Annotated in this window: 19 protein-coding genes; 7 read left to right on the top strand and 12 right to left on the bottom strand. The window is 67.7% G+C overall.

Annotated elements, in window-relative coordinates; translation table 11 throughout:
* Nucleotides 1–394: 394 nt before the first annotated feature.
* Both AB0M15_RS05125 and AB0M15_RS05120 read left to right on the top strand, forming a co-directional pair.
* Nucleotides 395–1474 carry an MsnO8 family LLM class oxidoreductase gene (locus AB0M15_RS05125; protein WP_363814039.1) on the top strand — a complete coding sequence of 360 codons (1080 nt, stop codon included), beginning with the start codon at nt 395–397 and terminating at the stop codon, nt 1472–1474.
* Nucleotides 1475–1522: 48 nt separating this feature from the next.
* Nucleotides 1523–2983, top strand: coding sequence for an NAD-dependent succinate-semialdehyde dehydrogenase (locus tag AB0M15_RS05120; RefSeq protein WP_363814037.1), 1461 nt, complete (start codon nt 1523–1525; stop codon nt 2981–2983).
* On the opposite strand, the gene AB0M15_RS05115 is transcribed toward AB0M15_RS05120, so the two are convergent.
* Genes AB0M15_RS05115 through AB0M15_RS05095 form a run of 5 tightly spaced genes read right to left on the bottom strand, consistent with a single transcriptional unit; the run spans nt 2984 to nt 7533 of the window.
* The gene (locus AB0M15_RS05115) at nt 2984–4210 is read right to left on the bottom strand and encodes a glutathionylspermidine synthase family protein (RefSeq protein WP_363814036.1); all 1227 of its coding nucleotides are present in this window, start codon (nt 4208–4210) and stop codon (nt 2984–2986) included. It lies immediately after the preceding gene.
* Nucleotides 4210–4635 carry a hypothetical protein gene (locus AB0M15_RS05110; RefSeq protein WP_363814034.1) on the bottom strand — a complete coding sequence of 142 codons (426 nt, stop codon included), beginning with the start codon at nt 4633–4635 and terminating at the stop codon, nt 4210–4212. Before AB0M15_RS05110 ends, AB0M15_RS05115 begins: the two co-directional genes overlap by 1 nt.
* A complete protein-coding gene (locus AB0M15_RS05105) occupies nt 4632–5987 on the bottom strand; it encodes an APC family permease (protein WP_363814032.1) in 1356 nt (451 codons plus the stop codon). The genes AB0M15_RS05110 and AB0M15_RS05105 overlap by 4 nt, the downstream gene beginning before the upstream one ends.
* A gap of 51 nt (nt 5988–6038) precedes the next feature.
* Nucleotides 6039–6944: a polysaccharide deacetylase family protein gene (locus tag AB0M15_RS05100; RefSeq protein ID WP_363814030.1), complete on the bottom strand. Its 906-nt coding sequence runs from the start codon at nt 6942–6944 to the stop codon at nt 6039–6041.
* A 31-nt stretch (nt 6945–6975) separates the two neighbouring features.
* Nucleotides 6976–7533, bottom strand: a complete 558-nt coding sequence (locus AB0M15_RS05095) for a GNAT family protein (protein ID WP_363814028.1) — start codon at nt 7531–7533, stop codon at nt 6976–6978.
* A 49-nt stretch (nt 7534–7582) separates the two neighbouring features.
* Between AB0M15_RS05095 and AB0M15_RS05090 the strand changes: the two genes are divergently transcribed.
* From AB0M15_RS05090 to AB0M15_RS05080, 3 genes are read left to right on the top strand one after another with little or no spacing between them, the layout of a single operon-like run.
* A complete protein-coding gene (locus AB0M15_RS05090) occupies nt 7583–8170 on the top strand; it encodes a TetR family transcriptional regulator C-terminal domain-containing protein (protein WP_363814026.1) in 588 nt (195 codons plus the stop codon).
* Nucleotides 8171–8209: 39 nt separating this feature from the next.
* The gene (locus AB0M15_RS05085; RefSeq protein WP_363814024.1) at nt 8210–8485 is read left to right on the top strand and encodes a ribbon-helix-helix protein, CopG family; all 276 of its coding nucleotides are present in this window, start codon (nt 8210–8212) and stop codon (nt 8483–8485) included.
* Nucleotides 8485–8895, top strand: a complete 411-nt coding sequence (locus AB0M15_RS05080) for a type II toxin-antitoxin system VapC family toxin (RefSeq protein ID WP_363814022.1) — start codon at nt 8485–8487, stop codon at nt 8893–8895. Before AB0M15_RS05085 ends, AB0M15_RS05080 begins: the two co-directional genes overlap by 1 nt.
* A gap of 1 nt (nt 8896) precedes the next feature.
* Here the strand turns inward: AB0M15_RS05080 and AB0M15_RS05075 are convergent, their stop codons facing one another.
* Together AB0M15_RS05075 and AB0M15_RS05070 are read right to left on the bottom strand one after the other, a co-directional pair.
* On the bottom strand, nt 8897–9652 hold the full coding sequence (locus tag AB0M15_RS05075; protein ID WP_363814020.1) for a 3D domain-containing protein: 756 nt from the start codon (nt 9650–9652) through the stop codon (nt 8897–8899).
* A gap of 82 nt (nt 9653–9734) precedes the next feature.
* Complete coding sequence (locus AB0M15_RS05070; RefSeq protein WP_363814019.1) at nt 9735–12245, bottom strand: glycoside hydrolase family 2 protein; 2511 nt, start codon at nt 12243–12245, stop codon at nt 9735–9737.
* Nucleotides 12246–12383: 138 nt separating this feature from the next.
* Here AB0M15_RS05070 and AB0M15_RS05065 point away from each other — a divergent pair, with 138 nt between their 5' ends.
* Nucleotides 12384–12965, top strand: a complete 582-nt coding sequence (locus tag AB0M15_RS05065) for an adenylate kinase (protein ID WP_363814017.1) — start codon at nt 12384–12386, stop codon at nt 12963–12965.
* A 50-nt stretch (nt 12966–13015) separates the two neighbouring features.
* Here the strand turns inward: AB0M15_RS05065 and AB0M15_RS05060 are convergent, their stop codons facing one another.
* Genes AB0M15_RS05060 through AB0M15_RS05050 form a run of 3 tightly spaced genes read right to left on the bottom strand, consistent with a single transcriptional unit; the run spans nt 13016 to nt 15461 of the window.
* Nucleotides 13016–13621, bottom strand: a complete 606-nt coding sequence (locus AB0M15_RS05060) for an SGNH/GDSL hydrolase family protein (RefSeq protein WP_363814015.1) — start codon at nt 13619–13621, stop codon at nt 13016–13018.
* Nucleotides 13621–14718, bottom strand: coding sequence for a Gfo/Idh/MocA family oxidoreductase (locus AB0M15_RS05055; protein WP_363814014.1), 1098 nt, complete (start codon nt 14716–14718; stop codon nt 13621–13623). The genes AB0M15_RS05060 and AB0M15_RS05055 overlap by 1 nt, the downstream gene beginning before the upstream one ends.
* Nucleotides 14715–15461, bottom strand: a complete 747-nt coding sequence (locus AB0M15_RS05050) for a sugar phosphate isomerase/epimerase (protein WP_363814012.1) — start codon at nt 15459–15461, stop codon at nt 14715–14717. Before AB0M15_RS05050 ends, AB0M15_RS05055 begins: the two co-directional genes overlap by 4 nt.
* A 367-nt stretch (nt 15462–15828) precedes the next feature.
* On the opposite strand from AB0M15_RS05050, the gene AB0M15_RS05045 reads away from it, so the two are divergent.
* The gene (locus tag AB0M15_RS05045; RefSeq protein ID WP_363814010.1) at nt 15829–16842 is read left to right on the top strand and encodes a LacI family DNA-binding transcriptional regulator; all 1014 of its coding nucleotides are present in this window, start codon (nt 15829–15831) and stop codon (nt 16840–16842) included.
* Between the two features lie 4 nt (nt 16843–16846).
* Here the strand turns inward: AB0M15_RS05045 and AB0M15_RS05040 are convergent, their stop codons facing one another.
* Nucleotides 16847–18946, bottom strand: coding sequence for a molybdopterin-dependent oxidoreductase (locus AB0M15_RS05040; RefSeq protein ID WP_363814008.1), 2100 nt, complete (start codon nt 18944–18946; stop codon nt 16847–16849).
* Nucleotides 18947–18978: 32 nt separating this feature from the next.
* Entirely contained in the window at nt 18979–19497 is a 519-nt protein-coding gene (locus AB0M15_RS05035; RefSeq protein WP_343975244.1) for an AAA family ATPase, read from the bottom strand.
* Between the last annotated feature and the right edge of the window lie 13 nt (nt 19498–19510).

Here is a 19510-nt window from a genome sequence, read left to right as displayed (position 1 = left end):
TCAGGTTGACAGCAAGGCGTTGCCCTTGCCATGGGTAGCAAGCCCCCATATTCAATTCTGGCGATAACAAGTTGGCGACGGTGCCGGAATGTGCTGTACCGCGGGATGTCGACTGGGGGTAGCCATCCCGCGGTCCAGCATCGCCTGTGCCGGACGTCCTCTGGTGGAAGGCCGTTCGGCACAGGAACCTGTGGATCTTGTCGGGCATTCGGTCACTGGGTGGTGCCGAATTCCCGACGCCATGAACGATGCCGGATGGCCGGCGCTGCCAGGAAGGGCTGCCGGTACCCAATTTCGCAGGGATTTCCCGGGCCTCGACCGTGGGTGAGGGGCGACGGAAACATGGGGGCTCAGCCCCCATGCGGAATATCCTCGGGGCTGCGACGGTGAGCGGGTGTACAGCCTCGCGACGCCCGGACTTCCGGTATCAGCCCACTCGGTGCTCGATGTGGTGCCGCAGCTGCCTGGGCAGTCTGCCGCGGCGGCGCTTCGCGAGACCGTCGAGGTGGCTCAGACCGCCGATGATCTTGGCTACCGGAGGTTTTGGGTTGCAGAGCAGCATGGCGTCCGGGGGGCCGGTGGCGCAAGCCCTGCCGTGTTGGCGGCGGTACTGGCCGCCAGGACTGACCGGATCCGGCTGGGGTCGGGCAGTGTGCTGCTGACGAACCATCGGCCGCTTGTGGTCGCGGAGCAGTTCGCGGCGTTGGCTGCGGCGTACCCGAGCCGGATCGACCTGGGTGTGGGCAGGGCACCGGCCGTTCCGCCCAGTACTGCTGCAGCGCTTGGTCTGAACGAGAAGGGGTGGGACACCTTCCCCCAGCGGCTGGATGAACTCTGCCGGTTCCTGAGGGACGGGCTGCCCGGGCGTGCGCCGGTTGGCGACGTGCGGCTTGCCCTGGCTGGGTTGCCGCCGCCTGTCTTCGTGATGACGGATAACCCGGCCAGCGCGCAGGTGGCCGCAGTACGGGGGCTGCCGCTCTTCCTGGGGCATCACAGTGCGCCGGCAGGGACGCTGGCGTCGGCTGCGGCGTACAGGGACAGCTTTGAGCCGACAGGGCCGACGGGGAAGTCGTATGTCGGGGTGACCGTGGCAGTGGTTGCCGCTGACACCGATGAGGAGGCAGTCGTCCGGCTGGGGGAGTACGTGCGGGTGAAGTCGCGTCTGCGGACCGCAGCCAACAGGGCGACGCCGGCGGAGCTCATGGAGTTGCTGGAGCCGCCGATCACCGGCCGCGAGCGGACCAAGGCCGAGCGGCTGCTCGACGAGCCCGGGTACGTCGTCGGGACGCGCGCTGGTGTCGCAGCCGGGCTGGCATCGGTGGCAGCCAGTACTGGAGCCGACGAGCTCATGCTGGTCCCGCTGGCCTTCGACAGCCTCGTCCGCTCGGCCATCCTCCGTACTGTCGCCGCCGGCCTGACCAGGGCCATCCGCAGCGTCCCCCGGCACGCCCCACACTTCGTCGCGACTGCCTGACCACACCGGCCTAAAGTGGGCGATGTCCACTACTGAAAGGCTGGGCTGATGTCGCGGGAGCAGGAAGTCGTCGAGGCTTGTCCGACCGAACTCTTCATCGCAGGCAAGTGGCGACCGGCCGAGGGCGGCAAGACCCTCGCCGTAGAGGACCCAGCCACCGGTACGACGCTGTGCGACATCTCCGACGCGAGTCCTGCCGACGGACTGGCCGCGTTGGACGCCGCCGTCGCCGCGCAGGCTGACTGGGCTGCGACGGCCCCCAGGGAGCGCGGTGAGATCCTCCGCCGCACGTATGAGCTGATGACCGAGCGGGTCGACGAGCTGGCCCTGCTGATGACGCTCGAGATGGGCAAGCCGGTCGCGGAGTCGAAGGGCGAGATCGCGTACGCCGCCGAGTTCTTCCGCTGGTTCGCCGAGGAGGCGGTCCGGATCGAGGGCGGCTACCAGGTGGCCCCGAACGGCAAGGGCCGGCTGCTGGTGATGCGCCAGCCGGTCGGGCCCTGCCTGCTGATCACGCCGTGGAACTTCCCGGCCGCGATGGGCGCTCGCAAGATCGGGCCGGCCGTCGCCGCCGGCTGCACGATGGTGATCAAGCCCGCCTCGCAGACACCGCTGTCGATGCTGAAGCTGGCTGAGCTGATGACCGAGGCGGGCCTGCCGGCCGGCGTACTGAACGTCGTCACCACCCACGACTCGGGCGGCGTGATGGAGCCGCTGATCCGCGACGGCCGCGCTCGCAAGCTGTCCTTCACCGGCTCGACCCCGGTCGGCGTGAAGCTCATCGAGCAGGCGGCCGAGAAGGTGCTGAAGACCAGCATGGAGCTCGGCGGCAACGCGCCGTTCCTGGTCTTCGAGGATGCCGACCTGGACAAGGCGGTCGACGGCGCGATGCTGGCCAAGATGCGCAACGGCGGCGAGGCCTGCACGGCAGCCAACCGGATCTACGTTCAGTCATCGGTGATGGACGCTTTCGCGGCCAAGCTGACCGAGCGGATGGCCGCGCTGAAGGTCGGGCGCGGCACCGAGGACGGGATCGACCTCGGCCCGATGATCGACGCCAAGCAGCGGGACAAGGTGAAGGACCTGGTCGACGACGCGGTCGCGCAGGGCGCCGAGGTACTGACCGGCGCGACCGTTGCTGAGGGCAACGGCTACTTCTATCCGCCGACCGTGCTGGCCGGCGTACCGAAGTCGGCGCGGCTGCAGAAGGAGGAGATCTTCGGCCCGGTCGCGCCGCTGACCGCGTTCGAGACCGAGGACGAGGCGGTCGCGATGGCCAACGACACCGACTTCGGCCTGGTCTCGTACCTGTTCACCAACGACGTCAGCCGGGCGCTGCGGGTCAGCGAGCGGCTCGAGACCGGGATGATCGGCCTCAACCAGGGCATCGTCTCCAACCCCGCGGCACCGTTCGGCGGCGTCAAGCAGTCCGGCCTCGGCCGCGAGGGCGGCACCGTCGGCATCGACGAGTACCTGGAGATCAAGTACGTCGCGGTCGCGGTGGACTGACTACTCCGCGAGCCATTTCTGGATGGTCTCCTCGTCCGGGCGGGCCTCGGTGCCGATCGCGTGCGGGACGAACCGCGCGTAGTAGTCGGTGACCGGCCCGTCGGACTCGCGGACCATCATGCCCGCTGCGACGCCGTCGACGATCCAGCTGCCGATCACGGCCCGGTTGCCTTCGTACGACGGCAGCGGACTCCACTCCTGGTAGACCATCGTGTCCGTGTCGTACGGCCCGTCGTGCACATCGTCCTCGGTGGAGGTGATGGTGTGGATCCGGATGTTGCTGCCCTCCCGGCCGTGCAGCGGCTTGGCCACCCACTCGAGCAGGTCGCCGGGCGTACCGAAGTACGCGGGAAGCAGGTTCGGGTGGTCGGGGTAGAGCTCCCAGAGGATCGGCAGGATCGCCTTGGTGGACAGCATCGTCTTCCAGATCGGCTCGATCCAGCGCACCGGCTCGCGTTCCAGCCCGGACAGGATGTACTTGCCGAACTCGTCGTCGAGCATGTCCTCCCAGGGGTAGAGCTTGAACGCGGTCCGGATCTTCCGGCCGCCGTAGTCGACGAACGCACGCTGCTCCGACTCCCAGCCGAGGTCCTCGATCTCGTGCCCGTACGTCGCCAGGCCGGCCATCGCCGCAGTGTCGCGCATGTAGGCGACCGTCATCGCCTCTTCGCCGGTGGTCTCGGCGGCCGAGTTGAAGAAGTGCGCCTCGTTGCCCGGGAACGCGCCGGCCGCCCGTTGGTCGCTCCACCACTTGACCAGCCGGTCGTGCACCGAGTTCCACTGGTCGGCGTCGGGGAAGACGTCCTCCAGCCAGTTCCACTGGATCACCGCCGACTCCACCAGCCCAGTGGGGGTGTCGCCGTTGATCTCCAGCATCTTCGGCTCGACCCCGTTCCAGACCAGGTCGAACCGCGCGTACACGGACGGGTCGTCGCGCTTCAGTGACTCGCGGACCATCGGCAGCGTGCCGGACGCCAGGCCGAGCTGGGCGTCGCTGAAGCGGTCACCCGACGCCATCACCGAGGCGGCGTGCTTGCACATCTCGTAGAGCTCCTCGGTGACCCGCTCGAGGTGCAGCACCTCGTCCATGGTCACCTCGTACCAGGCGCTCTCGTTCCAGTACGGCGTCTGGCTGCCGTCGGGCAGGTCCGTCATCGGGAAGACCAGCCCCTGCTCGACGACCTTGTCCTTCCAGCCCGGCCGGGGCTTGATCGAGTGCCGCCACATCAGCCGCCGGACCCTCCCTTGCCCGCCTTGCCGAAGCCGCCGCGGGCGATCGTGCCGATGTTGCCACCCTTGGTGGACAGCCCGCCGCGCTGGATGGTCGCCGTACCACCGGAGGAGTTGCGCAGGTTGGAGCTGGTGTAGCTGCCGTCGCCGGCGTTGTAGCGGCCGCCGACCGGTGGTACCAGGAAGCCGCCGCGGGTGGCCATGTAGAACCAGAAGAAGCCGGCGCCGGAGCCGTGGTACTCGCGGTCGTCCTTGCACTTGTCGTCGTCGGTGCGCTGCTGGGTCTCCGGGTCGACACAGATCGCGGCGTAGTCCGCCTTCTCGTCGTCACCGCTGCTGCACCCGGTCAGCGACGCGGCGACCAGGGCGGTCAGCCCGAGCGTGATGCCCGCGCTGCGCATCCTTCTGCGTTGTTGTGTCATGCCCTGCCTTCCCCCTCGGCCGGCGGTTTCATCGAGAACATGATCAGCGCGCCGACCACCATCGTTACACCCACCACAACCAGGGGGCCGGTACCGACGTCAGAGACGGCCAGGACGAGTACTACGACGAACGACGCCGCCGCGAGCAAGGGGACGACTACGCGCTGCAGTACCCGGCCTTCGATCGCTCCGGTGAAGTACACCGGTACTGCGATGGCAGTGGCCAGGTAGTAGATCGATACGAGCACTGAGACGGCCCCGACGGCGTCGGCCAGTACTGCGTCCGAGGTGAGCACCAGGGTCACGTAGATGATCAGGCTGGCGCCGGCGAAGACCATGGTGGAGACGCTGGGGGTGTGGAAGCGGGTGGAGATCCGTGCGAACTGTCCTGGGAACGCGTCGCGCCTGGCCATCGACAGCATCGTGCGGGCGGTCGGCAGGATGGTCGTCTGGGTGGAGGCGAGAGCGGAGACGAGCACTGCGCCGATGAGGAGCTTGCCGCCCGCAGTACCGAGTAGGTCGTTGCTCAGGACGGAGAAGAAGTCGTCGTCGGCTATGTCGGCCAGCGGGCCCACGCCTGCGTAGGCGATGGCTGACCAGGCGACTACGACGTACAGGATGACCAGGAAACCGTTGGCGATGAGTGCTGCGATGGCAGGGGTACGCCGTGGGTCGCGGGTCTCCTCGTTGACGCTGAAGGATGAGTCCCAGCCCCAGTAGAGGAACACTGCGACCAGTACGCCGGTAGCCCACTTGCCCTGGCCGGTATCCGTCGGCAGGCTGAGGGTGCCGGCCTCGTGGAACGCGTTGATGGCGAACCAGAGCAGTGCGACGACCTCTACCGTCAGCAGGATCGCCTGGGTCCACGCGGCGATCTGAATGCCGCGGTAGGCGAGCACTGCCATCACGATGATGAACACGGCGCCCAGACCCGCTTGTGCCGCACGGGAGTCGGCAGCGCCGTCCAGGCCGAGCAGTACGTAAGTGTAGATCGAGGCGACCTGGGCCAGGTTGCTCATGACGAGCACGCAGGCCATCACCGTGGTCCAGCCGACCATGCGGCCGACGCCCAGTCCGAACGCCTTCTCGGTCCACGGGAACGTCGTACCGCAGTTCGGCTCGGCCCTGTTCAGCTCGCGGAAGCAGAGCGTGACCAGGACGACCGGCACGGCGGCCAGCGCGAGGACCATGGGGGCGGCCGTACCGACGTACGCGACCAGTAGCCCGACCGCCACGGCCAGCGAATACGCCGGCGCGGAGGAGGAGATCCCGATCGCGGTGGACGTGCCCAACCCCAGCGCATCCCGCCGCAGGCTCCGCCCACGGGACCGCGAATCAGCTGTCGTCGTCATCGTCCCCCCAGAGTGCCACCCCAGCGGTCCGCCGTCCGTCAGGCGCTGTTGTCAGCCGTTCATCAGTTGAGTCACCGTCACGAACCGGAAGCCGCGGGAACGCAGGCCGGCGATGATCGGGGTGATCGCTTCGTCCGTGTACGGCGCGTTGTCGCCGCCGTGCATGTGGAGGACGACGATCGAGCCGTTCTGGCAGTGGGTGAGGACCTGCTTGACGATCGGCTTCGGGGACTTGGCGAAGCCGTCGGCGCCCGGTACGTCGAGGCCTACCGCGGTGACGCCGGCCGGGGCGAGCTCATGCAGGGCGGTGCCGTCGTAGCAGCCGCCGGGGAAGCGGAACCATCTCGTGGCGTGGCTGTCCAGCTGGTCGAGCAGAGTGACCGCTTTGCGCACATCGGCGAGCATGTCGGCCTTGGGGACGGTGCCGAGCGTGTAGCAGTGCTTGGTGAAGCCCTTGTGGTCGTAGGTGTGGGTGCCCAGCTCGAAGAGCGGATCGGCGGCCAGCTCGCGGACCCGGTCGGGGTACTGCTCCATCCACATGCCGGTGAGGAACAGGGTGGCCGGGACGTGCTCCTGGCGGAGCTTCGTGATCAGGGCGTCGTTGTAGTACGACTTGACCTTGCCGTGGCGGAGGCGCTTGCGCATGAGGGCGGTGAGGTCGGCGTCGAAGGTCAGCGCGATCCACTTCTTGTCCCGCGGCCCGTGCTGAATCACCGGCATCAGGTTGCCGTCGTGCGACTCACCCGGACGTGCTGTGGGAGTAGGCGTCCTAGTCGGAGTGCTTGAGGTGGTCGGCGTACCAGGCGGAGTACTGCTCGGTGTCTGATGGCTGGGGCCGCCCAGCGTCGGCGTACCGGCTGCTGTTCCTGGGGGTGTCGCGGTGTCGCCACAACCGGCCAGTACTACGGACGCGGCGGCGGCGAGCGCGGCGATCCTGATCCCCCAGTGAACAGTCACAGGATCCGAGTATGCCTCGCCCGCCGGGTCGTCACTTCCAGGGGCGGTGTTCCCAGTCGTCGCGGATCATCGCCCAGACCTGGCTGTCGTGGACCTGGCCGCGGTACGGGAAGTCCTGCCGCAAGGTGCCCTCGAGGACCATGCCGAGCCGCTTGGCGACGGCCGCGCTGCGCTCGTTGCTGGTGAAGCATCGCCACTCGATCCGGTTCATGCCACGCGTGCCGATGGCCCAGTCGATCAGCTGCTGCACCCCCCGGGTGATCAGCCCACGCCCCTCCGCCTCGGCCGACAACCAGGCCCCGATCTCGCAACAGCCCGTCCGCGGCTCGAAGGTCCGGAACAGCAGTCCGCCGACCAGTTCGCCCTCGAGCCAGATCCCGTAGAGCCGCCCGCTGTCGGCAGCCTGCCGATCCGCATACCGCTGAAGAAACTCCCGCGACCCTTGCTCGTCGACGACCACATCGACGAAGGACACATACGGCTCGATGTTCGCTCGCGCCTTGTCGATATGCGCGAGGAACTCGGCCGCCTGCCATGGCTCGAGCGACCTCAGCTCGGCGGTCTCGGTGAGCTCGGACGCGAACAACATGGTGCCTCCCCGGCATACATATCAACTGTTATGTACCTACTATAGGACGATGCCGGCAAAGCTGGATCACGAGGCCCGACGACGAGACGTCTCCGCCGCCGTCTGGCGGGTCCTGGCCACCGAAGGCTTCGGCGGCCTGACCCTGCGCGCCGTCGCCACCGAACTCAACGCGACCACCGGCCTGGTCACCCACTACTTCCCCTCCAAACAGGCCCTGATCGTCCACGCCCTGGAGTTGGCCGAAGCCCGCACCCGCGCGCTCGTCCCCCCAACCGAGAACTCCCGCGGCCTGGAAGCCCTGAAACAAGCCCTGGCCGCAGTGCTGCCCCTGACCCCCGAATCCACCGAACTGAACCGAGTCTGGGTCAGCTCCTGGGACGCAGCCCTCGCCGACCCCGAACTCCGCACCATGGAGATGTCCCGCTACACCCGCTGGCGAGCCCGCCTGAAACCCCTGGTAGTCCAAGCCCAGCAAGACGGCGACCTACCACCAACCAACCCCAACGACCTGGTAGCAGGCCTAGCCGCCTTCACCCACGGCCTAGTAGTACAAGCCCTCTTCGACCCCAAAGCCTTCCCTCACAAACGCCTGCGGCACCTACTCGACACTCACCTGGCGGCCCTCCGCCAGAGCTAGTGGTACCGTGCTTGGTGCCACTTGCGGTACCATCAGCTCATGGCTGTGAACTTGAGACTTACTCCAGAGATGGCATCGGCCCTCCAAGCGGAGGCCGACCGCACCGGCAAGTCGCAGCAAGAGATTCTCCGCGAGGCCGTCGCCCGCCATCTTCACCTGGTCGGCGAGGAGTTGCCGGTCAGCGACCGTGACAGCGCCAGGACGGCTCATCGGGTGAACCCCGCGCGAGTGGCCTACCGGAAGGTGACTCCGCAGCTTCGGCTGCCGAAGGGTGTCGACAGCCTGGAACTGCTCGGTCGGGACGACCGCTTCTGATGCGTGTCTACGTGGACAGCGGCGCATTGATCAAGCGGGTCGTGGCGGAGCCGGAATCGACAGATCTCGTGGAGTTCCTCGACGGGCACTACTGGGCGACGGATCTGCTGGCCTCGTCCTCGCTCGCCTGGATCGAGGTCTCCCGGGTCGTGCTTTCCAGGGTGAGGTCGGCGGCTGATGCCGGCGAGCTGATCGAAGGCGCGATGTCCGGCATCGACGAGCGACCGATGGGGACGGATGTGGTCAGTGTCGCCCGTCGGATCGAGCCGTTGATCCTGCGCAGTCTGGATGCGATTCACCTTGCGACGGCAGTGCTGATCGACGCCGACCTCGTCGTCACCTACGACGACCGGCTGGCCGATGCCTGCCGCCGCAACGCGCTCGCCGTCGCGATGCCTGGACGGGACTGACCTACTCCACGACGAGGTTGAGGCGTTGGATTCCCCAGTTGTCGGCTGCGGGGCCCGGGGGGAACCAGACGTCGATGATGTCGTCTTTGATCCAGCTGCCGATGTCGGCGGCGTAGCAGTGGCCGTAGCCGGGGACGTAGAGGCGGGTGCCCCAGGGGATGATGCGGGCGTCGACGGCCCAGATGCCGGTGCCGGCGTTGTAGCCGAGGGCTGTCTGGGCGACGTCGTTGTACGCGGAGACGCGGTAGTTGAAGGTAGTGCCGACGGGGATCGTGTACGCCGTCAGGCGGTTGGCCGAGTTGAGGCGGAACGACGTGGTGATCTGGCCGATCGACGAGGCCGCCGTGTCCTCCTGTGACATGGCGTAGACCTGGTAGTGCGCGCCGTTGCAGGGCGACGAGTCAGTGACCTGCAGGGTCGCCTGGCCCCAGTCGCTGATCCATTGCAGCGCCTGACCGTTCTTGAATGCCCGGTACGCCTTCGCGCCCGTCACCCGGTTGAAGGTGAACGTCACCTTGCCGTCGGTACCGAGTCCGCCGTTGATCCCGGTCGGCGCCGGCAGCCGCCCGGCGACGCGGTATGCCGGTGCCGTGGTCCCGTTGCCGTGACCGCCCGAGACGGGTCGGTCGGGGATCGTGCCGGTGTAGAAGTGCTGACATGCGGGCAGTGCGGCCGAGGCGGTCGCTGGGGCGGCCAGCAGGGCGGCGAGGCTGAGGACGGCGACCGAGATCGCCTTGAAACAAAGGGTTTTGGGCATGACGGACAGACCTCCAGTGGGGGCGGAAGCAGAGCTGTCAGCACCCAGTAGGAGGTCTGTCGATCACTTAGTCAAGATCTCGTCATAAAGCAATCAAGTCGTTGGCCGACCGCAGGACCGGCTTGCCGATCGGTGTCGCCGGGGCCGAGGCGTTGGTGACGTGGAAGGTGTGTGATTCGCCCGCGCTGAGGGTGACCAGACAGCTGTCGACCTTGGCGTCCTTCTCCAGCCGGTCCGGGAACAGCGCGAGATCCTTGGCCAGCGCGGTTGCCGTCACAGTCACGTCATACCCGTCGGCGGTCGGCGTGACCTCGGACGTGTAGGCGTCGCCGACGACCTGCAGTTGCGTGTCCTCGACGAAGTACCAGTACGCCGTACCGCCGCCAGCCGCCCGCACTTCCACATACTCACCCGCAGCGTCGCCCGCCACGGCAACCGACTCGGGCAACGAATTGAGGACCCCGTCCCGCGCTCCGACCTCGAGCACGAAGGTCTCGCTGGCGAGCACCTCGCCACCCTTCGCCGTACTGCGTCGCGTCACCGTCACCTCGGTGCTCCACGCAACGTCCGTGTCGTTGTGTGCGGCAACAACCAACCCGTCTTCGCGCGGCTGCACCGACAGCAGGCGGTCGGCGTACACCCGCTTCAACGTGTGCCACAACGGCTTCCGGATGCCGTGCCCGTCGACCGCCGCCCACGAAACAACCGGCCAGTTGTCGTTGAGCTGCCAGACGATCGCGCCGGTGTTCAGCGGGAACAGGCTGCGGAAGTGCTCGACGCCATAGGCGATCGCCCGCGCCTGGTTGAGCTGCGTCGTCCAGTGCCAGTCGTCCATTCTTGATACATCTCCCACCCCACCGCCCCGATCCGTCTTCCACATCGGCAGGTGATCGCCGAGCCCCTTCTCCAGCTTGAGGTTGCCCTCGAAAGCCTTCTGGTGCACGAGCATCTGCTCGCCGTACGGGTCGAGCGGCTCGTCGTGCACGACACTCGTGAGCGTCGACCAGGCCGGCGGTCCCTGGAACCCGAACTCGGAGACGAAGCGCGGCTTGTACTTGCGGTAGTACGAGTAGTCGACCTGGTTCCACACGTCCCAGATGTGCATCGTGCCGTTGCGCTCGTCGTTGGGGTGGATGTAGCGGTCGTACGAGAACGGGCTGCCGGCCGAGTACGGCGTCCGCGGGTCGAGCTCGGCGACGATGCGAGGGAGGAGTTCCATGTAGTAGCCCTCGCCCCACGCCCGCCCGCCGAGCGGCTCGCGCCAGCCCCACTCGACGTACCCCCAGATGTTCTCGTTGTTGCCGTTCCAGAGTGCGAGGCTGGCGTGGCTGCTCAACCGGGTGACGGCCTCGCGAGCCTCCGCCTCGACCTCGCTCCAGAGAGGTTCTTCCTCCGAGTACGCCGCGCAGGCGAACAGGAAGTCCTGCCAGACGAGCACACCCAACTCGTCGCAGAGGTCGTAGAAGTCTTCGCTCTCGTAGATGCCGCCGCCCCAGACCCGGAGCAGGTTCATGTTGGCGTCGATCGCGTCCTGGATGCTGCGCGCGTAGGTCTCGCGGGTCTGCCGGGTGAACAGGGCGTCGTCGGGGATCCAGTTGGCGCCGTGGATGTAGATCGGCTTGTCATTGACCGAGAGGACGAACGGCCCGCCGTCCTTGTCCGGGGCGACGTTCATCGTGACGGTCCGGAAGCCGACCCGAGTTTTCCGTACGTCGCCATGGTTGCCCGCGGCCACCGAGATCGTCACGTCGTACAAGGGCTGCTCACCGTGCCCGCGCGGCCACCAGCGGTCCACCGCGTCGATCGTCGAGGTGACTCCGACCTCTTCGGTGCCCGCGGCAACGGTCATCTCGGTGGTGGTACCACCGACCTCGACCGTGATCGTGGCGTCGTCAACAGCACCCTTCGACCAGGCAAGACGAACCCGGCTGTCCAGTACGCCGCGATCGCGATCGATCCCGGCGAGCGGACGGACCGAGTCGATCCGTACGCCGGTCCAGGACTCGATCCGCAGCGGCCGCCAGATACCGGCCGTCGCGACGTCGATACCCCAGTCCCAGCCGAAGTTGCTCGCCATCTTGCGTATCGCGTTGTAGGGATGGAGATTCGTGTGCGGCCACAGGCCCGACTCTTCCCGCAGCCGATTCGCCGTCGCCACCGGTGACGCGAACTCGACCACCAGCTCGTTGTGCCCGGCAATCAGCAGTCCGGTGACATCGAACCGGTACGACCGATGCTGATTGCAGGTCGACCCGATCTCGTTCCCGTTGAGCACCACCCGTGCCGCCGTGTCGAGCCCCTCGGCGACGATCTCCTGCACCGCGTGCTCATCCGGCTCCCAGTCGAAGTCCGTCCGATAGCTCCAGCTGGTCTTCCCGATCCAGTGCAGCTTGCCCTCGTTGTCCCCGTCGAACGGATCCGGAATCACCCCGGCCGCCAGCAGATCGCTGTAGACCTCCCCAGGCACGGTCGCCGCCACCGGCGCCCCCAGTAAAGCGCTGTTCCGATCCGGCACAGGTCCTTCCACCGCCCGCACAGTCCAGGCAGCTCCACCCTCGGTGGTCAGCAAAACGGTCCTGAGTGTCGATGTCACAGCCGGTTCTCTCTTTCGGAACGGATTACTTGACGAGCAAAAGAAATTCTAGGTCAGAGTGACGGAGTGACGTACGCCGTACCGCAGGGGCCGAAGCTTCCCTAGGCTGGAGGGCTTACCGATGGTTGGGAGAACGCCGTGACGACTGTCGTCCTGATGGGACCGCCGGGAGCCGGCAAGGGAACGCATGCCGGCCACCTCGCCGAACGGCTCGGCGTGCCGGTGATCTCCACCGGCGACATCTTCCGCGCCCAGGTGGCCGCCGCGACCGAGCTCGGCCGGACCGCGCAGCGCTTCCTCGACGCCGGTGAGTACGTCCCCGACGAGGTCACCAACGCGATGGTTCGCGAGCGGCTGGCCGCCGGCGACACCCGCCCCGGCTTCCTCCTCGACGGCTACCCCCGCACGCTCGACCAGGCCGCCGTACTGGACGGGATCCTGATCGGGCAGGGCCGGTCCCTGGATGCGGCGGTCGTCCTGCAGGTGGACCCCGAGGACCTGCTTCATCGCCTGCTCCGGCGGGCCGAGATCGAGCACCGCTCGGACGACACCGAGGAGGTCATCCGTCGCCGCTTCCAGGTGTACGACGACCAGACCGCTCCGCTGCTCGCCTTGTACGCCGGCCGCGGCATCCACCACGAGGTCGACGCGTCCGCCGACGTCGACACGGTCCGCGAACGCATGCGCCAGGTCGCCGACCTGCTCCGCCCGGCCGCCTGACCCTGCCCGGACCAGGCCGCCGACCTGCTCCGGCCGGCTGACGGCAGTGATCAAGCCCGGACTGTCCTGTGCCAGAGGTCGGCCAGGAATGCGTGCCCGGCCGCGGTCGGATGCACCCCGTCGTCGGCCAGCGTGGTCGCGCCGACTGCTGCCGCTTGCCGGTTGAACTCGACATCGGCCGGGACGAGGAGGGCGTCGTACTCGGCGGCAAGGCGGCGGACGACGTCGATCTTGGGGTCGAGGTCCTCGCGCCAGGCGTGCTGTTCTTCCTTCACCGCGAGCAGGAACGGCTCGATCAGGACGAGTTGCTTGGTCCGGAGCGGTTCCAGCAGTTCGCGGTACGAGTGCTCGAAGGACTCGGCCGACGTCGGGTCGTCCTCGTCGTAGCGGCGCCAGGTGTCGTTGATGCCGACCAGGATCGAGACGACGTCCGGCTCGTACGCGAGTACGTCGGTCTGCCAGCGGGCGACGAGGTCGACCGCCCGGTGACCGGAGATGCCGGCGTTGACGATCCGCGGGCGGTCCGGGCCCAACTCGTCGTACAGGTTCTTCACATAACCGTCGCCGAGGCCGGCCGGGTCGTCCCGGCGGCCGCAGTCGGTGACGGAGTCCCCGGCGAACACGATGGTCCGCCGGGGGTCCAGGAGTGCTGTCATCAGATGGTCGAGGCCTGTACGTCCCAGTCGTCCGGCAGGACGGGCGGGACCTCGACGGTGCTGGTGACGTCGACGAAGGAGCCGGTGTCGATCGACTCCGTGATGGAGGACATCACGTCGACGACGTGGAACGCGAGCGCCCCGGTGGCCCGGTGCGGACGGTCCTCGCGGATCGCGCGCGCCATCTCCAGTACGCCGGTGCCGCGCTCGGCGGTCGCCTTGGTGGTCTCGAGAACCTCCCAGTCCTCGGCGCCCCGGCGACGGATCTTGATCTCACCGTCGAACTGGTTCGGATCCGGTAGCGCCAGCGTCGCGTCGGCGCCGGTGATCTCCACGAACCCGCCCCGCGACAGCGGCGAGTCAAAGCTGAAGATGCTCTGCGACGACTGCCCCGACTCGAACCGCGCGATCGCGCTGACATGCGTCGGCACGGTCACGTCGAACTGCTGACCCTCCAGCGGCCCGGAGCCGATCGTGCGCTTCTCCCGCGACTTCGATCCGATCCCGGCGACCGCCGCGACCGGCCCGAACAGCTGGACGAGCGTCGTCAGGTAGTACGGACCGATGTCCCACAGCGGTCCCGCGCCTTCCTGGAACAGGAAAGCGGGGTTCGGGTGCCAGGACTCCGGGCCGGGGGACTGCATCAGCGTGAGCGCGGTCAGCGGCTGGCCGATGTCGCCGCGCTCGATGATCCGGCGCGACTGCTGCAGGCCCGGCCCGAGGATCGTGTCGGGCGCGCAGCCCAGCCGGAGCCCCGCGTCGGACGCGGTGGCGAGCAGCTTGAGGCCGCTCTCCTGGTCGAGCGAGAACGGCTTCTCACTCCACACGTGCTTGCCTGCGGCAACGGCTGCCAGGGCGACCTCGACGTGCGCGATCGGGATGGTCAGGTTGACCACGATCTCGACGTCGGGGTGGCTCAGCACCGCCTCGGGGCCACCGTGCGCCTCGATCCCGTACTCCGCTGCCTTCGCCTCCGCGGCCTCCGGGCGCAGGTCGCCGATCGCGACCACCTTGAGGTCGGGGAAGCTCTGCATGCTCTTGATGTAGGCGTCGGAGATGACCCCCGCGCCGATCACGCCTACTCCGACAGCACTCATGCAACGTCCTCCCCGGTGAGGTAGGTGAAGCTGCCCTCGACCGCGTCGAAGATGTCGCCCTCGAAGTCGTCCAGCTCGACGACCCGCAGGGTGCCCGGCGACGCCTTCAGGATGTCGTTGATCGCGATGGAGCCGGCGCCGACCGCGACCTGCGCCTTGTTGTTCAGGGTGCCGTCGCCGTCCTTGACGTGGAGCGCCTTCACCCGGTCGCCGAGCCGGCCGAGCAGGGCCGGTACGTCGGCGCCGCCGACCGCGGCCCAGTAGGTGTCGACCTCGAGGATGACGTCGTCGGACAGGTTGTCGGCCAGGATCTCCAGGCCGTGCACCCCGTCGATCACCGACTCCAGCTCGAAGTGGTGGTTGTGGTACCCGACCGTGATGCCGTGGTCGGCTGCCACCTTGGCGGCCTCGTTGAGCGCCGCGGCCGTCGCCAGGATGTCGTCCGCGGACTGCCACCGGGCGGGATCGACATACGGGTCGATGACAGTGCCGATGCCGAGCTTCTTGGCCACCTCGAAGATCGGGCCGGTCTCGTCGCGGAGCAGACCGGCGTGCGTGGTGGGGGCCGACAGACCGTACTTGGGCAGCGCCTCGGCCAGCTGGTCGGCCAGGCCGACGACACCGAAGGGCTCGACCTTGCGGTACCCGATCTCAGCGATCCGGGCGAGCGTGGCGTCGAAGTCCTCCTCCAGCTTGTACCGGACCGTGTAGAGCTGTAGGGACAGATTGTCCACTGCGACCATGTTTTTCTCTCCTCGTCTTCGGGGTCTCCCGCTGCCCATGAGAGCCCCCGGACTGGACTAGCCGAACCGGTTAAGTAACTCGCCGCAGCCTATCTCAGCCGCCCCACCCCGGACCACCCCATAACCACCAGTCGAGCCGCCTTCACCCCTCGAAGGCAAGCGCTTACCGAGAGCCGGTAAAAGCGCCCGGCGAGACGTTGTAGTCAACTGACTACTTTCCGTGTTCCAATCCCGGATATTTGATCAACTGGTTGCGCTGGGTGGTGGAGAGCGTTTACCTGGAGACAGGGAGTACACAGGGGTCGCAGAATGGGGGCTTACCGGACCGCCCGTCACGGTTCGGACCGCCCGTTCGAAGGAGGCCATCGTGCCCCGAATCACGATCAAGGAGATTGCCCGACGGGCCGGCGTCTCCAAAGGCGCGGTGTCGTACGCGCTGAACAACCAGCCGGGGGTCAGTGAGGCTACCCGGGCTCGTGTGCTCAAGGTTGCCGAGGAACTGGAGTGGGTGCCCAACCGGGCGGCGCGGCAGTTGTCGGCTGCGCGCAGTGAGACGTTCGGGTTGGTACTGGCCCGGACCGCCAAGACCCTGAGTGAAGAACCGTTCTACATGGGCTTCGTCGGTGGCGTGGAGTCTGTGCTGAGCGACCGGTCGTACGCGCTCGCCCTGCAGGTCGTGCCGGACCTCGCCGACGAGATGGCGACCTACCGCAAGTGGGCCGCCGAGCGCCGGGTGGACGGAGTGCTCGTCGTCGATCTGCGGGTCGACGATCCGCGGATCCCGTTGCTGCGCAAGCTCGAACTGCCCGCGGTGCTGGTCGGGGATCCAGCCCTCGCGGACGGGCTGGCGTGCGTGTGGACCGACGGTACGTCGGCGATGTACGCCGCCGTCGAGCACGTCGCAGCGCTCGGCCATCGGTCGATCGCCCGGGTGGCCGGGCCGCCCGAGCACGGTCATGTGTGGATCCGCGACCAGGCGTTCGCCGCGGTGAGCCGACGGCTCGGGCTGGAGGAGCGGGTCGTGCACACCGACTTCTCCGGTGAGGAAGGCGCTGCCGCGACGCGGGAGTTGATGGCGAGCCAGGCCAGGCCGACGGCGATCATCTACGACAACGACCTGATGGCCGTGGCCGGTCTCGCGGTGGTCAACGAGCTCGGGCTGCGTTCGCCGGACGATGTCACGCTGGTCGCCTGGGACGACTCGACGTTGTGCCGGCTGACCCATCCGACGCTGACCGCGATGAGCCACAACATCGTTGCCTACGGCGCCGAAGTCGCCCATCGCCTGTTCGACCTGCTGGACGGCGCGATGCCGCAGTCGCACCTCTACTCCACCCCCGCGCTGGTCGTGCGCGGCAGCTCGGGGCCGCCACCCGCCTAGGTTCTCAGTGGGCCGCCGTCACCTTCACTGGTACGCCGTTGAGCGCGGCCGTCCCCGCGACGGGATCAGTCAACGCGCTGTCCGTGATGTCGTTCACGCTCACGCCAGCGACCTTGTTGGCCACGGACAGCTGCGCGCCCGCCCGGCCGTGGCCGAAGCCGTGCGGGAGGCTGACCACGCCCGGCATCATGTCGTTGCTAGCAGCAACCTCTACCGAGATGGTGCCGGCGGCCGACGTGATGTCGACCAGCTGGCCGTCGATGAGCTCGCGGGCGCTCAGGTCGGACGGGTTCATCAGCAGTTGGTGGCGCGGCTTGCCCTTCACCAGACGGGCCGAGTTGTGCATCCAGGAGTTGTTGCTGCGCAGGTGCCGGCGCCCGATCAGCAGCAGTCCATCCTCCGCAGCGCCCGAGAACAGCGCAGTGAAGGCGCGTGGCACATCATCGAGGATCATCGCGGGAGCCAAGTCAATGCGTTTGGTCTTCGTATAGAGCCGCCCAGGCAGTGCCGGCTGCAGCGGCCCGAGGTCCACGCCGCCGACGGACTTCCTCAGCTTGCGTACGGACAGGCGGTACGGCCCGATCCGCAGACCCAGGTCGACGATTCGGCGCGGGGACAAGCGCAGTCGCAGGGAGGTGATGAGCTTCTGGCGGCTCCGGCCGACCGGCCCCAAGAGAGCAAGCCCCAGCCCGCGGAAGATCTCCCAGTCGTGCCGGGACTCCGACGGCCGTGGCAGCACCGCGTCGTTCCACCGGGCAGTGTTCCGAACTGCGAGTTGGTGGAACGCCAAGTCGTAGTGTTCCCGCTCGAGTGGCGGCGTCGGCGGCAGGATCACGTCGGCATGCCGAGTCGTCTCGTTGATGTACGGATCGACCGCCACCATGAAGTCGAGCGTCGGCAGCGCCTCGTCCAGCCGCCGTCCGTTGGGCGTCGACAGCACCGGGTTGCCCGCGATCGTCACCATCGCCCGGATCTGCCCGTCACCCGGCGTCAGGATCTCCTCGGCCATCGCCGACGCAGGCAACTCGCCACCGAACTCCGGCAGCGATCGCACCCGGCTCGTCCACGCACCGATATGTCCCTTCCCGATCCCACGCAACGTATCGACCGCCGGCCGCGGAAACATCGACCCACCCGGCCGGTCGAGGTTGCCGGTGATGATGTTGAGCACCTGCACGGCCCACTGGCAGATCGCCCCGAACTGCTGCGTCGACACCCCGAGCCGCCCATAACAAGCAGCCTTGTCAGCGGCCGCGAACTCCCGCGCCAGCCGCCGGATGTCCTCCGCCGCAATCCCTGTCACCGAGGCCGCCCGCTCCGGCGTCCACTCCCGCGTCACCTCTTCGACAGCCGACAGCCCATCGACATAAGAAGGCACCGCCACAGCCCCGTCGGCCAGGATGACGTGAATCAGCGCGAGCAGAAAAGCAGCGTCCGTCCCCGGCTTCACGAACTGATGTTCATCCGCGACCGCCGCCGTCTCGGTCCGCCGTGGATCGATCACCACGACCCGTCCACCGCGCTTCTGTACTTCCTTGAGCCGCCGCCCGAAGCCGGGCGCCGTCATCATGCTCCCGTTCGACGCGAGCGGATTCGCGCCGAGCATCAGCAGGTACGACGTCCGGTCGATGTCGGCCACCGGGACCATCAGCTGATGCCCGTAGAGCAGATGGACCGCGAGCATGTGCGGCAGCTGGTCGACCGACGTCGCGCTGAACCGGTTGCGGGTTTTCAACAGCCGGACCACGGTCGGCATGTGGGTCATCGCGCCGACGCTGTGCACGTTCGGGTTGCCGAGGTAGACGCCGACCGAGTTCCGGCCGGATTCCTTCTGGACCTCTCGCAGTCGGGTGGCGACCAGGGTGAACGCCTCGTTCCAGCCGAGCTCTTGCCAGCCGGTGGCGGTCCGGCGTACCGGCTGGGTGAGGCGGTCGGGGTCCTCCTGGAGGTCGCGCAGCGCGACGGCCTTCGGGCAGATGTGCCCGCGGGACAGGGGATCCGCCTCGTCGCCGCGGATGTCGGTGACGCGGCCGCTCTCGACGGTCACGAGCACACCGCAGATGGCCTCACACAGGTTGCACGAAGTACGCCGGACGGTCGCCATCCAGCCAAACTACTCCGGAGTAGCCACGGCGACTACTCGAACTTGGCCTCGTCGAGTCGGCCCAGGATGGCGTCGACGGTCTCGTGCGGGGAGAGGTCGGAGTTGTCGAGCCAGAGGCCGCGGCGCGGGCTGAAGGCGTGCAGCTCGTAGTCGAGCTCGTCGACCGAATGCTCGTGCCCGTAGCCGAGCCGGTCGTGGATCACGTCGGGGCGCGGAGTGAGGACGACCAGGTACCGCGGGCGGGTCTCGATGCCGTCCAGGAACTCGCGCAGCAGCTCGCCGATCACGACATCCTCGAGCACCACCGTGAAGCCGCCCTGCGCGTAGCTGTCGGCGACCTGGCAGGCGATCCGGTAGCGCAGCTTGAGTTGCTTCTGCGCTTCCTCGCCGTTGTCGGTCGCGGCCGAGGCCCGGCCGCTGACGATCATCCGGCGGAAGACATCACCGTGCAGATGGACGCCGTACTGGAATCGTTCCGCGAGCAGTTGGGAGACAGTGGATTTCCCTGCCGCCATGATCCCGCTGACGACGATCACCCCCTCGGTCTCCATGTAGGGGATCGTG

It is taken from the genome of Kribbella sp. NPDC051718 (assembly GCF_040681515.1).
In the GTDB taxonomy this organism is placed as follows: Bacteria; Actinomycetota; Actinomycetes; order Propionibacteriales; family Kribbellaceae; genus Kribbella.
This window is presented reverse-complemented; position numbering and strand designations above follow the sequence as displayed.

What these genes read in the sequence shown, in the direction of transcription:
- AB0M15_RS05120 (WP_363814037.1), top strand. Translation starts at nt 1,523, where the DNA reads ATGTCGCGGGAGCAGGAAGTCGTCGAGGCTTGTCCGACCGAACTCTTC.
- AB0M15_RS05115 (WP_363814036.1), bottom strand. Translation starts at nt 4,210, where the DNA reads ATGTGGCGGCACTCGATCAAGCCCCGGCCGGGCTGGAAGGACAAGGTC.
- AB0M15_RS05110 (WP_363814034.1), bottom strand. Translation starts at nt 4,635, where the DNA reads ATGACACAACAACGCAGAAGGATGCGCAGCGCGGGCATCACGCTCGGG.
- AB0M15_RS05105 (WP_363814032.1), bottom strand. Translation starts at nt 5,987, where the DNA reads ATGACGACGACAGCTGATTCGCGGTCCCGTGGGCGGAGCCTGCGGCGG.
- AB0M15_RS05095 (WP_363814028.1), bottom strand. Translation starts at nt 7,533, where the DNA reads ATGTTGTTCGCGTCCGAGCTCACCGAGACCGCCGAGCTGAGGTCGCTC.
- AB0M15_RS05090 (WP_363814026.1), top strand. Translation starts at nt 7,583, where the DNA reads ATGCCGGCAAAGCTGGATCACGAGGCCCGACGACGAGACGTCTCCGCC.
- AB0M15_RS05085 (WP_363814024.1), top strand. Translation starts at nt 8,210, where the DNA reads ATGGCTGTGAACTTGAGACTTACTCCAGAGATGGCATCGGCCCTCCAA.
- AB0M15_RS05080 (WP_363814022.1), top strand. Translation starts at nt 8,485, where the DNA reads ATGCGTGTCTACGTGGACAGCGGCGCATTGATCAAGCGGGTCGTGGCG.
- AB0M15_RS05075 (WP_363814020.1), bottom strand. Translation starts at nt 9,652, where the DNA reads ATGCCCAAAACCCTTTGTTTCAAGGCGATCTCGGTCGCCGTCCTCAGC.
- AB0M15_RS05060 (WP_363814015.1), bottom strand. Translation starts at nt 13,621, where the DNA reads ATGACAGCACTCCTGGACCCCCGGCGGACCATCGTGTTCGCCGGGGAC.
- AB0M15_RS05055 (WP_363814014.1), bottom strand. Translation starts at nt 14,718, where the DNA reads ATGAGTGCTGTCGGAGTAGGCGTGATCGGCGCGGGGGTCATCTCCGAC.
- AB0M15_RS05050 (WP_363814012.1), bottom strand. Translation starts at nt 15,461, where the DNA reads ATGGTCGCAGTGGACAATCTGTCCCTACAGCTCTACACGGTCCGGTAC.
- AB0M15_RS05040 (WP_363814008.1), bottom strand. Translation starts at nt 18,946, where the DNA reads ATGGCGACCGTCCGGCGTACTTCGTGCAACCTGTGTGAGGCCATCTGC.
- AB0M15_RS05035 (WP_343975244.1), bottom strand. Translation starts at nt 19,497, where the DNA reads ATGGAGACCGAGGGGGTGATCGTCGTCAGCGGGATCATGGCGGCAGGG.